Here is a 12,628-nt window from a genome sequence, read left to right on the forward strand (position 1 = left end):
TGATGGCACCCCGCTGACCGACAACTACGCTTAGGACTGTTCTGGTCACGGATGCCGGCCATGTCCCTTTTCTACTCACGTTTCAGCCTGCGGGTATACATTACCTGCATGTTTGCCACCCTGATCATTCTGCTGGGTGGCGTGCTTATCTATGCGCAGCACCGCCATAACAGCGCCTTTGTGCTGGCCAACAGCGAACACCGCCTCGACAGCCTGGCGAGTAAACTCAGCCAACAGCTGGAGCAGAGCCTGCACAACATCAATACCGGCCTGACCCTGATGCGCGCCAATGACGTCACCCTCGCCACCAGCGAGCAGACCCCGGCTCGCTGGTGGCCTCTGCTGCACCCCCTGCTGGACGCCAATCCTGGAGTCACTGCTTTCTATGTAGGCGAGCCCGATGGTCGTACCCTGGCGTTCAGCATGATACGCGATCCGCAGACACGTACCGCTTTCACGGCGCCAACAGGCGCCGATTTGATGATGGAGATCATAGCGCCGGACAGCACTGCCCGGCGCTTCTATTTCGACCACAATTATCGGCTGGTCGACGAAGTCGAGTTCTACGCCGAGTCCTTCGATAGCCGTACCCGCCCCTGGTTTGGCCCCTCGCTCACGCAACCGGATCTGTACATAACCCCGCCCTACTATTTTCATTTTTCACAAGTTCCGGGAATTACCCTGTCTTTGGGAGATGCCAGCCGGCAACGGGTGTGGGCAGCCGATTTACTGCTGAGCGACCTGGATGCCCAGCTCAAACAGGCATTGCCACAGGCTCGCATCCTGCTATTGCAGGCGCCGGAATTTCAGGTGCTGGCCAGCAGCCTGCCCGAGTCGGCATCCGCCGGCCTTATGCCGGCCTTTGATGAACTGAAAGGCTTCGAGATATTGTCGACCCAGCCCGATCTGGCAAGCTGGAAGATCGAGCTGAACGAGGAAGTCTGGTTGGGTCAGCAAATCCCGCTGACCCTGGACACCGGCAACAAAGGCAGCCTGGATCTGCGCCTGTCCACGCTGATCCCCTATCGCAAGCTGATGGCAGAAGCACTCGGCTTTGGTCGCTCCCAGGCGTGGCTGACGCTGTTGATTGTGGTGTTGAGCCTGCCGGTGGTCATCATGGCGTCTCGTGCCATCACCCGCCCCCTGCGACAAATGGCAGAAGACATGAAAGGAATTCAGGAGTTCGACTTTGACGGCCTGAAGGAACGGCACTATTTCTACCGGGAGCTGGATGCCCAGGCCCGCGCCATCACGCTGATGCATCGCACCCAGGCCGGCTTTATCCAGGAGTTGCACCGCCTGTCACAGAGTGACGATTTCAACAGCATGCTGCAGCGGCTCAGTCAGGGCATACAACACCTGAGCGGCGGACAACGCTGTCTGGTGTACCGGGCCAGACAGCAAGACAAAACGCACTGCCTGGAGTTGCTGGATAAAGCGCAACAACATCGCATCCCGTTGCCCGACAAGGTCGGATCAGACGAACTGTCTATGTTGATCCTGCAGGCATTGAAAGGTCGTGGCCTGCACTTTGAGCCGCCCTGGCTGCTGTATGACCGCTTCGGCAAGCTTAACGGCGCCATCGTGCTTGGCCTGCGCTATGGCTCTGCAGCCCTTTCTGCCGGTAAACGTCGCTTCATCTCTCATTACAGCGAATTTGCCAATCTGGCGCTGGAAAACATGGCGCTGTTCGAACAGCAGCAGCAGATGACCGAGTCGATGATTCGGGTCATCGCTTCCGCCATCGATGCCAAGTCCGCCTACACCAGCGGTCACTGCCAGCGCGTACCCGAACTGACCCTGATGCTGGCCCGTGCCGCTCACCACAGCGAGCATGGCGACTATGCGGATTTTCGGCTGTCCGAGCAGGAATGGGAGGCACTTTATCTGGCTTCATGGCTGCACGATTGCGGCAAGGTAGTGACCCCTGAGCATGTGATAGACAAGGCTACCAAGCTGGAGACCATCTATAACCGGCTGCATGAGATCAGAATGCGCTTCGAGGTGCTCAAACGCGATGCAGACATCCTCTATTGGCAGGAAATAGCCAATGGTGGGAATGAAAATCTGCTCGCCCGGCAACGAGAACAACAACACCGGCAACTGGATGACGACTTCGCGTTTATTGCCCATCTGAACCAGGGGGGAGAAACCGTCAGCGAAGCACAGTTGGAGCGGCTGAACCACATTGCCGAGCGGCGCTGGTTGCGCACTCTGGATGACACTCAGGGACTCTCGTGGGAAGAGCTGCAACGCCGCGGCGATAGCGAGTCGCTGCCCGCATGGGAGCCGCTGCTGGCCGACAAGCCCTGGCATCGGCTGCCCTACCCGGCCAAGGAGCGTATCGACCACGACAATCCCTGGGGAATTACCCTGAAGCAACCCGAGCTCAAGCTGGATCTGGGAGAACGCTATAACCTGGCCATCGCCCGGGGCACCCTGACCCCGGAAGAGCGCTACACCATCAATGCCCACATGGTGCATACCCTGATCATGCTGAGCGAACTGCACTACCCCGAACACCTCAGCGAGGTACCCATGCTGGCCGCGGGTCATCACGAGCGCATGGACGGCCAGGGCTACCCGCGCAGCCTGAAGGCCGGTGACTTGCCGTTACAGGCGCGGATGATGGCGCTGGCCGATGTATTTGAAGCCCTCACCGCCGCCGACCGGCCCTATAAAAAAGCCAAGAGCCTGAGCGAAACGCTGACCATAATGGCAGCCATGGTCAAAAAACAGCACCTGGATCCCGGGCTGTTTCGCTTCTTTATCGAGCAGGAACTCTATCTGCAATACGGAACTCGCTTTCTCGCACCGGAACAACTGGATTCGGTCAACAAGCAGCGGATACTGGAGTTAATGTCGTGATCCTCATCGATGGAGGCTCAGAAGCGCAGGTAGATCACCGCCAGCAGGGCGCCGCCCAGCAATAACTTGTTTCTGAGCTTGCGCGGCATGTTGGCCAGCCGCCATACCAGCCCGGCCCGGGGTAACTTGCTGGCCAGTTCCAGTAAATCCGCCCCCGTATGCTCCTGCTGCCGACGCAATTGATTGGTCAGCAGCTTCAGCCGCAGCGCTTCGGCTTTCAGCTGCAACAGCTGTTGTTCCTGTTGTAACGACTTGTGCATAACTCAGTCCTTCAACGACCAGTCGGACATATTTTTCTTGCCCTGAATATAAGCGACGTCTTCCTGCAACTCATGCAGCGTGTCGGCCAGAAACCGGCGCTGGCTGGCAAGGTTACGGACGATGGCCCAGAAGGCCCAGCACATCAGCAGCAGCAATCCAGCCGACAGCCCGAAAAACACCCACAGTTTGGCCGAATGGGACAATACCAGGTTCAGACCGAACAGCAGGCTGATGTAAGACATGAAGAACAGAAAAATCGCCAAAGCCGCCAGCATGCCAAGCCGGACCATGCGCTCTTTCTGGGCAATAAACTCGATGCGGGCCATCTTGAAGCGGACAAACAGCAGCTCGGTAATGGTATGCAACAACTCCTTCAACGAATTGATCTGGCCACTCATTGAACCTTCCTTATGGCGTAAACCTCCGCTTGGGCGGCGCTGAACATCGCCGCCCGAGACCTTTCATCTCATCCTGCCTGCTCGGCAACTGTCAGCCTGTTGTCGGCCGGGCCGTCGCAGAAGCAGACAAGGACAACTCACCGACGGCTCAGCAAGGCCCCCAGCACCAGTCCGACCAGGGCCGCAATGCCCATGGCATGATAGGGCTTGCTGTGAACCAGATCGTCGGTCTGCGCCGCCGCCTGACGGGTGCGCTCCACCACAGAGTCTTCCATATCGGAAAACTGGCCCTGGGCCTTTTCCAGCTGCGCTTTCAGCTTTTCTTTCAGCGCCTTGCCTTCCTTGGTGCCGTCATCGGCTGCCGCCTTGTAGAGTGCTTCGGCATCCTTCAGCAACTGCTTGACGTCATCCATCAATACCGCTCTTTCCGCTTCATACTTCCGGCTCATGCCGCCTCCTTGTCTAATCAGAAATAAACATCTTCTTAAACTGCACAATGCCTGCTCACCATATCCACTAACCGGCGAAGTAGCCAGTCCACCACCATATTTTTGGTCACTGGCGAGACGTTCAACGACCGGATCTGGCGGATGCTCCCCATTCGAAGAATAGCCAGATGCCCGACCACGATGCGGCCATCGATTAGTCCGCCACCGTCAGGCGGTAATCGGGGGTGGTATTCAGCGGGCAGGAGTAAAGATATTCGCCGGGTTCAAGCTCGATTGCATAATCGCGGCTAGTCTCCATGCCAAGGCCGCCACCGGACACACTGGGCAGCAGGGCCCTGTCCAGCAGACTGGCACCTCGCAGCCAGAATCCCAGCTCATAGGGCACATTCAGGTTATGCACCCTGAAGATATAGCGACCGGGCTCCAGCTCCAGCGTGCGAGCCCGGGTCAGCCGCTCAACGGCGGTCTCGGCATTGATGCGATCGCAATCGGCCTTGCTGCGGGTAACATAGCCATGATCGACCCCGTTCTCGCTTTCAATAAACTGACAACCGGTCTGGGTCAGCTCGATAACCCGGGTCGTATCGGCCTGCGCGGCAACAGGCAAAGCCAGCAGCAATAAGCAAAAGCCGACGCGTATCGGTGAGTAACAAAAGGATCTGTTCATCGGGGCCTCCTTAACCGTATGCCCGGTCATGCTCAATGCTTACGGAGCTTGATGACTCAAACCGAAACTCACCTGAGGCAGGTTCCGGCCGTTACTGCGGAATAAGGATCCCAGGCGAGTCAGGCGAAAGCGGCAATCACCTCTTCATGAGACGCACCACTCAGATTTTTATCCAGATCCTTGTACAGCGCCTTGCGCATATGATCATCCATGGCATCGCGCAGTAAACCCAGAAACTGAGGCGGGGCCGCCAGATAGAAACCCCGAATTTCGTTGGTGTCGAGGGCATGGCGAACCCGGCCGATAATGTCACGCGCGAAGCGTTGATTCTCGGTATGCCGCGGGTCGCTTTTCTCCGGAATGGTCTGCACATCGCTGACAAGATCACTCGCTTTTAAACGGGCTTCCGGATGGGCAAGATCTATCACCTCTTCAAACACGCCTTCAACCCTGTCTTGCAGATAAACCACGGCTTTTGAAGCATCAGTCACTACGATCCAGTCTGCCATATAGCACCTCATGTTGATGGTAGGAATATCCAAGGGTAGTTAAGACTCCTAAGTATCGTCCATTTTTCACAAACCACATCGCGGCCTTGAGTGCGACTTTGATCTGGCTGATGTTGATGCCACCAACAAAAAAAGCCCTGCTAACCAGCAGGGCTTTTTACATGGGGTTCCGACTTAAATGATCGTGAACCGTCTAGCGCTTACTCGCCGTAGGCTTCGGTCGGCAGGCAGCTACAGAACAGGTTACGGTCACCAAACACATCGTCGATGCGGTTAACGGTGGGCCAGAACTTGGAGCTGCGTACCTCGGCAGACGGGAACACCGCCAGCTCGCGACTGTAGCCGCGATTCCACTCGGCATCCATGATGTCATCCTGAGTATGAGGCGCATTGACCAGGGGGTTGTCTTCCAGGGTCCAGGTGCCGTTCTCTACCTGACGGATTTCTTCGCGGATCTGCTTCATGGCGAAGATGAAGCGATCGATCTCGGCCTTAGACTCGGATTCGGTCGGCTCTATCATCAGGGTACCCGCCACCGGGAAGCTCATGGTCGGCGCATGGAAACCGAAGTCGTTCAGACGCTTGGCCACATCCATTTCGCTGATGCCGCTGGCTTCCTTCAACGGACGCAGGTCCACGATGCACTCGTGGGCTACACGGTCGTTGCGGCCGGTGTAAAGGATGGAGTAATCCTCGGCCAGGCTCTTCATCAGGTAGTTGGCGTTGAGAATGGCCAGCTGGGTCGAACGCTTCAGGCCTTCATCGCCCAGCAGCGCGGTGTACATCCAGCTGATGGGCAGAATGCTGGCAGAGCCGAACGGCGCGGCAGACACGGCGCCGTTGTTGCGGCTTTCCTTGTCGGTTTTCACCACCGCATGGCCGGCCACGAACGGAGCCAAGTGTGCCTTGATACCGATAGGACCCATGCCCGGACCGCCGCCACCGTGCGGGATGGCGAAGGTCTTGTGCAGGTTGAGGTGCGACACGTCGGAGCCGATGAAGCCGGGAGACGTGATGCCCACCTGGGCGTTCATGTTGGCGCCGTCCATGTACACCTGACCGCCATAGCTGTGAATAACGTCACAGATCTCGCGGATGCTTTCTTCGTACACACCGTGGGTCGACGGATAGGTCGCCATGATGCAGGACAGGTTCTCGCCCGCCTCGGCCGCCTTGGACTTGAGATCGGCCATGTCGACGTTGCCTTTCTTGTCACAGGCCACCACGATCACCTTCATGTTGGCCATCTGGGCAGAGGCCGGGTTGGTGCCGTGGGCAGAGCTCGGGATCAGGCAGATATCACGGTGACCTTCGTTGCGGGACTCGTGATACTTCTTGATCGCCAGCAGGCCGGCGTATTCACCCTGGGCGCCCGAGTTGGGCTGAATGCAGATGGCGTCGTAACCGGTAACCTTTACCAGCCAGTCTTCCAGCTCGGTCAGCATCTGCTGATAACCCTGGGTCTGATCCAGCGGCGCAAAGGGGTGGATCTGGGCAAACTCGGGCCAGCTGATCGGTACCATTTCGGCGGTGGCGTTGAGCTTCATGGTGCAGGAGCCCAGTGAAATCATGCTGTAATTGAGCGCCAGATCCTTCATTTCCAGCTTGTGGATGTAACGCAGCATCTCGGTTTCGGAGTGATACTTGTTGAACACTTCGTGGGTGAGAATGGCGCTGTCACGCGTGAGCGCCGCCGGAATGGAGTCGGTGCCGGCGGCGGCCTTGGCATCCAGTGCTTCCACGTCCAGACCGTGACCTTCGCCGAGGAAGATGTCGAACAGCTCGGCCACATCCTGACGGCTGGTGGTTTCCGACAGTGACACGCCTAGGGCGCCGTCCAGATCGGTACGCAGGTTCACGCCCCTGGCCAGGGCACGGGCGTTGATGGCGTCTTTGTCAGCGGTGATCAGGGTCAGGGTGTCGAACCAGGTGTCATGCTTGAGCTCCACACCCTTGGACTGGAGACCCAGTGCCAGAATGTCGGTCAGGCGGTGTACCCGGTTGGCGATGCGCTTGAGGCCTTCGGGACCGTGGTACACGGCGAAGAAGCTGGACATGTTGGCCAGCAGCACCTGAGCGGTACAGATGTTGGAGTTGGCCTTTTCGCGACGAATGTGCTGCTCGCGGGTCTGCATCGCCATGCGCAGCGCCGGCTTGCCACGGGTGTCTTTGGACACGCCGATAATACGGCCCGGCAGTGAACGCTTGTGGGCGTCACGAGTTGCAAAGAAGGCGGCGTGCGGACCACCGTAACCCATGGGTACACCGAAACGCTGGGCGTTGCCCAGTACCACGTCGGCACCCAGCTCGCCCGGCGCCTTCAGCAGCACCAGAGACAGAATATCGGCGGCCACACAGGCGATGCCCTTCTGGCTCTGCACACTGGCAATCAGCCCCTGAATGTCGCGGATCTGACCGGTGGTAGACGGATACTGGAACAAGGCGCCAAAGACGTCGTGCTCGACGACCGCCTCGGCCGGGGCTACCTGGATCTCGAAACCGTAGTGCTCGGCGCGCTCTTTGACCACGTCGATGGTCTGCGGGTGTACATCGTCGGCGATGAAGAAGATGTTGGCTTTCTTGTTCTTGCTCACGCGCTTGGCCAGTGCCATGGCTTCGGCGGCGGCGGTGGCTTCGTCCAGCAGCGAGGCGCTGGCCAGATCCAGGCCGGTCAGATCCTGAGTCAGTTGTTGGAAGTTGAGCAGTGCCTGCAGACGACCCTGGGCAATCTCCGGCTGGTAAGGGGTATAAGCGGTATACCAACCCGGATTTTCCAGCACGTTGCGCTGAATAACCAGAGGCACATGGGTGTCGTGATAGCCCATACCGATATAGCTCTTGTTGACCTTGTTTTGCCGGGCCAGGGATTTCAGGTAAGCGAGGGCTTCTACTTCGGTGCGGCTGGCACCGATGCCCATGGGCTGATCGTTGAGAATGTTGGCGGGAACCGTCTGGCGGATCAGGTCGTCCAGCGACTCGGCGCCCACCACGGCCAGCATCTCGGCCACATCCTGCTCGGCCGGGCCAATGTGGCGACCGATAAAAGCATTATTCTGCTCAAGTTCAAACAAAGACTGGGTCATTTTATTAACTTCCTTAACAGGCCAGCAGCCTGGAGGCACACAGACAACCGGCCCCTGGGGGGTACTTACCGGCAAGGTCTTGAAATATGATTGCAGGGTCGAATTAACAGGAAGCCCCCTGTTCGGGGGCTTGGTATTAGTCTTCGTCGATGCTGTTTTCGTAACCGGCGGCATCCAGCAGTTCGTCCAGATCAGACTCGTCTGCCAGCTTGATGCGGAACAACCAGCCGTCACCGAAGGGGTCGGAGTTGACCAGCTCGGGGCTGTCTTCCAACGCGTCGTTCACGGCAATGATTTCACCGCTGACCGGCGCATAAATGTCGGAAGCGGCCTTGACCGATTCGGCCACGGCACAGTCTTCGCTCGCGTCAACGGTGCGGCCCACTTCGGGCAGCTCAACAAATACCATATCACCCAACAGATCCTGCGCGTGCTCGGTAATACCAACCACCGCTTCGCCGTTTTCTTCCAGTCGAACCCATTCGTGGGAGCGGGCATATTTCAATTCACTGGGGATATTGCTCATCAGTTGTTCCTCTTGATTCTTGGCTTGAATTCTTAAAATTCGGCGACCGCTTTGCCGAAACGTACGAATGTCGGTTTGACCACCGACACCGGCATCCATTTTTTACGCATTTCAACTTCAGCATTGGCTCCCACCGAGCGCGGCACCCGCGCCAGGGCAATGCTGTGTCCCAGTGTAGGCGAGAAGCTACCGGAAGTAATAACGCCTTGCTGCTCCTGGCCCTGGTCGTCAAAAAAACGCACCGGAGTGCCGGCACGCAGCACGCCTTTTTCCTTCATCACCAGGCCCACCAGCTTGTGCTGGCTGCCTTCGGCTTTCTGGGCTTCGAGCACGTCACGACCGATAAAGTCACGCTCGGCCGGTTCCCAGGCGATGGTCCAGGCCATATTGGCGGCCAGCGGAGACACGGTTTCATCCATGTCCTGACCATACAGGTTCATGCCCGCTTCCAGACGCAGGGTATCGCGCGCACCCAGACCGCAGGGCTTGACGCCGGCCGCCAGCAGGGCATTCCACAGCGCGGCAGCCTGATCGACCGGCACCACGATTTCATAGCCGTCTTCGCCGGTATAGCCGGTGGTGGCAACAAAGAGGTCGCCGGCCTGTACGCCAAAGAAGGGCTTCATGCCTTCTACCGCGGCGTTTTGCTCGGCGTTGAATACCTGGGCGGCCTTGGCCTTGGCGTTGGGGCCCTGTACCGCAATCATCGCCAGCTCGGGGCGCTCGGTCAGGGTGACGTCAAAGCCTTGTACCTGTTTGCTCATCCAGGCCAGATCTTTGTCGCGGGTGGCGGAGTTGACGATCATGCGATAGTCATCATCGGCAAAGAAGTAGGTGATCAGATCATCGATAACACCGCCCTGCTCGTTGAGCATGCCGCTGTAGATGGCCTTGCCGGGCTGGCTGACACGGGCAACGTCGTTGGCCAGCAGCTTTTGCAGGAAGGGTTTCGCCTGGCTGCCTTTAACGTCGACGATGGTCATGTGAGACACGTCGAACATGCCGGCGTCGTTACGCACAACATGATGTTCCTCAAGCTGAGAGCCATAGTTAATGGGCATATCCCAACCGTGAAAATCCACCATCTTGGCACCGGCTTCCAGGTGCTGAGGGTGCAGAACTGTTTGCTGAGTCATGGCGCTTCCTTTTATTCCAGGCCTGGCCTGTGAGCGATAATCCGATATTGCACCCTGATTATACCCAAGCCGGCGGGGGATAAAACCGCACCAACCCCAAAAAAAACTTATCGTTTCATCGTGGCCGTAAAAGTGTGATCCAACAGGCAACAGTCGTTTCAACGAAAGGAAGTGCCAAAATCAGCACAAACAACGAAAAGTTAACAAAAAATTAACCTATAATGCACTTAAATGCCCATTGAAAAGCATAAACGCAAATAATTTCGCCATCGGCAGGTAAAAGTCAGCCGCAAGAAAACTAATCCCGAGTGACGCTGTGATTAGTTTTTCTCAGGTGTAGATAGCCGAGAGTGCAGCCCGTCGCTACCCAGGGCATGGGCGGCCAGCTTGCGCTTGAGGGGCGTTAATCTATCGGTCAGGCTCAAGCCCAGACCACGCAAGCCACGCACCAGCGGATGCGGATGGGTAAACAACCGTTTCAGCCCCTCCATGGCCACCAGCAGGGTGGCCGCTTCCGCCTTGCGCCAGCGCTCGAAGGATTTCAGCTCGGCCAGGGTACCGATGTCTTTGCCCTGCTCATGCAGAGTGGTCAGGGTTTGTGCCAGGGCGGCCGCATCCTGCAGCCCCAGGTTCACGCCCTGCCCCGCCAGCGGATGTATAGTATGGGCCGCATCGCCAATCAGCGCCCAGCGCGGACCACAGAACTGCTGACTGTAACGGGCCTTGAGCGGAATGGCCATGCGCGGCCCCAGCACCTCACTCTGGCCCAGGCGCAGATCGAAGGCATGGGACAGCGCCTTGTTGAATTCGAGATCAGACAACGCCAGCAGCACCTCGGCCCGCTCCGGCGCGCACGACCAGACAATGGAGCACTGATGCGGGTCGGCCAGCGGCAGGAATGCCAGAATGTCGTTGCCGCGAAAAATCTGCCGCGCCGTCTGCTGATGAGGCTCGGCGGTCGCCACCGTCGCCACCAATGCGCTGTGGTCATAGTCCCATTCAATCATGCCCGGCTGCAGTTGTTCACGCAGCCAGGAGCGAGCACCATCGGCTCCCACCAGCAAACGACCGGTAATGGGGGTGCCATTATCGAGCAGCACAAAGGCGCCCTGCTCGCTCACCGACACCGAAGTGGCACGCGCCGGCATATGCAGGCTGATATGAGGACACTGACGGGCTCGGGCCAGCAGGCTTTGCTGCAGCAGGGCGTTTTCTACGATATGACCCAGGTGCGACTGATGCATGAGGGCGGCAGAAAATTCGATGCGGGCGGCGCTGTCCGCCTCCCACACTTCCATGCTGGTATAGGGACCCAGGCGTTCGCTTTGCTCTGGCCAGGCCTGCACCCGTTCGAACAGGGTCCGGGAGGCCAGGTTGATGGCACTGACCCGATTATCGGGAATGGCCGGCAAGCCAGGCTCCGGCGTCTGCCCTTCTATCACCGCCACCTTGAGACCGCTGTGCTCCAGCGCCAGCGCCAGGGTCAGCCCCACCATGCCGCCACCAATCACGATCACATCTGTCGCTTGCATGCGTTACCTCTTGCCCATGGCCCGCCAGGCCAGTTTGTCTTTCGCCGTGCTGCTGGCCGCCATGGCCATCAACCCCAGGTTACGCCCGGCAGCCAGTGCCGGGTGATCGTTCGAAAAAATCAGCGCCAGCGCCGTGGTCAGGCCGACAATCTCGGCCTGATCCGGCTGGCGAGCCTGACCGTAAGCGGACAGTACCGAATAGCTGCCGATGTCCCGCTCGTCCATCAAGGCCCGGCGCACCTTGTCCACCAGTGCCGCCACATCCCGCAGCCCCAGGTTGAATCCCTGGCCGGCAATGGGGTGCAGCAGGTGCGCGGCATTGCCGATCAAGGCGACCCGGTGATGCCAGGGCCGTTCAATTTCATCCAGCACCAGTGGGTAGCAGTGTCGCCGGCCGGTGCGTTGCAGCCGGCCCAGCCGATAGCCGAATTCCTGCTGCAGCTGTTGCAAAAATGCCTCGTCGTCGAGGCTCATCAGCTGTTCGGCCCGCTCACAAGAGGCACACCACACCAGCGAACAGCGGCCTTCCCCCATCGGCAACAAGGCTATGGGGCCTTCGCGGGTAAAACGCTCGAAGGCCCGCCCCTGATGGGGAGCAGCCGTCTGCACATTGGCAATAATGCCACTTTGCCGGTAGTCCAGCCGGCGACTGGTCAGGCCCAGTTGCCGGCGTACCACCGACTGGCTGCCATCGGCGGCGACCAGCAGTGTGGCGGTCAGTGATTGACCATCATTGAGGGTCAATACCACCCGCCCGGGCTCCTGGATCAGCGTCTCGATGCGAGCAGGACACAGCAACGCGATGTTGGGGCACAGTGTCATGTGCCGATACAACAGCTGCCCCACCGGATGCAGCTCAACCACATACCCCAGTGCCGGTACCGGGTAGTCGTCGGCACGAATATTCACCTGACCAAAATGGCCCTGATCGGAGACCTGAATATGGTTGATGGGAGTGGTCAGGCCGGCCAACCGGGGCCACAGGCCCAACTGCTCCAGCAGTTCACGGCTGTGTCCGGCCAGGGCAATGCTGCGCGCATCAAAGCCCGGGTGCAGGTCTCGCTCCGGAGCAACCGCTTCGATAACCGCAATGCGCAGGGCCGAGCCATCCGGGCGGTGCAAGCGGCCAAGGCCCAGCGCCAATACGGCACCGGCCATGCCGCCGCCGTTAATTACCACATCATAATGGGTCATTTGGT

The 12,628-nt window shown here is 58.8% G+C and carries 11 protein-coding genes; 1 reads left to right on the plus strand and 10 read right to left on the minus strand.

Annotation, left to right across the window (positions count from 1 at the left end; translation table 11 throughout):
* The first annotated feature begins 60 nt into the window (after nucleotides 1–60).
* Nucleotides 61–2,868: an HD-GYP domain-containing protein gene (locus ABD827_RS02275; RefSeq protein WP_344961961.1), complete on the plus strand. Its 2,808-nt coding sequence runs from the start codon at nucleotides 61–63 to the stop codon at nucleotides 2,866–2,868.
* Between the two features lie 17 nt (nucleotides 2,869–2,885).
* Here ABD827_RS02275 and ABD827_RS02280 read toward each other — a convergent pair whose 3' ends face one another.
* The 10 genes from ABD827_RS02280 to ubiH all read right to left on the minus strand — a co-directional run bounded on the left by ABD827_RS02280 (nucleotide 2,886) and on the right by ubiH (nucleotide 12,623).
* On the minus strand, nucleotides 2,886–3,128 hold the full coding sequence (locus ABD827_RS02280) for a hypothetical protein (RefSeq protein ID WP_344961963.1): 243 nt from the start codon (nucleotides 3,126–3,128) through the stop codon (nucleotides 2,886–2,888).
* A gap of 3 nt (nucleotides 3,129–3,131) precedes the next feature.
* A complete protein-coding gene (locus ABD827_RS02285; RefSeq protein ID WP_344961965.1) occupies nucleotides 3,132–3,527 on the minus strand; it encodes a phage holin family protein in 396 nt (131 codons plus the stop codon).
* 137 nt (nucleotides 3,528–3,664) lie between these two features.
* Nucleotides 3,665–3,976 (minus strand): ElaB/YgaM/YqjD family protein, encoded by a 312-nt coding sequence (locus ABD827_RS02290; RefSeq protein WP_298717371.1) that lies wholly within the window; start codon nucleotides 3,974–3,976, stop codon nucleotides 3,665–3,667.
* Between the two features lie 193 nt (nucleotides 3,977–4,169).
* Nucleotides 4,170–4,643: a hypothetical protein gene (locus ABD827_RS02295; protein ID WP_344961967.1), complete on the minus strand. Its 474-nt coding sequence runs from the start codon at nucleotides 4,641–4,643 to the stop codon at nucleotides 4,170–4,172.
* 119 nt (nucleotides 4,644–4,762) lie between these two features.
* Complete coding sequence (locus ABD827_RS02300) at nucleotides 4,763–5,152, minus strand: host attachment protein (RefSeq protein ID WP_344961969.1); 390 nt, start codon at nucleotides 5,150–5,152, stop codon at nucleotides 4,763–4,765.
* A 200-nt stretch (nucleotides 5,153–5,352) separates the two neighbouring features.
* Nucleotides 5,353–8,235, minus strand: a complete 2,883-nt coding sequence (gene gcvP, locus ABD827_RS02305) for an aminomethyl-transferring glycine dehydrogenase (protein ID WP_344961972.1) — start codon at nucleotides 8,233–8,235, stop codon at nucleotides 5,353–5,355.
* A gap of 136 nt (nucleotides 8,236–8,371) precedes the next feature.
* Complete coding sequence (gcvH, locus tag ABD827_RS02310) at nucleotides 8,372–8,761, minus strand: glycine cleavage system protein GcvH (RefSeq protein ID WP_298717359.1); 390 nt, start codon at nucleotides 8,759–8,761, stop codon at nucleotides 8,372–8,374.
* Between the two features lie 32 nt (nucleotides 8,762–8,793).
* Nucleotides 8,794–9,897 (minus strand): glycine cleavage system aminomethyltransferase GcvT, encoded by a 1,104-nt coding sequence (gene gcvT / locus ABD827_RS02315; RefSeq protein ID WP_298717356.1) that lies wholly within the window; start codon nucleotides 9,895–9,897, stop codon nucleotides 8,794–8,796.
* Between the two features lie 320 nt (nucleotides 9,898–10,217).
* On the minus strand, nucleotides 10,218–11,429 hold the full coding sequence (locus ABD827_RS02320) for an FAD-dependent oxidoreductase (protein WP_344961976.1): 1,212 nt from the start codon (nucleotides 11,427–11,429) through the stop codon (nucleotides 10,218–10,220).
* A gap of 3 nt (nucleotides 11,430–11,432) precedes the next feature.
* Entirely contained in the window at nucleotides 11,433–12,623 is a 1,191-nt protein-coding gene (gene ubiH, locus ABD827_RS02325) for a 2-octaprenyl-6-methoxyphenyl hydroxylase (protein WP_344961978.1), read from the minus strand.
* Nucleotides 12,624–12,628 lie beyond the last annotated feature (5 nt).

Origin of the sequence: Oceanisphaera sediminis, assembly GCF_039539745.1 — a bacterium.
Lineage (GTDB): Bacteria > Pseudomonadota > Gammaproteobacteria > Enterobacterales > Aeromonadaceae > Oceanimonas > Oceanimonas sediminis.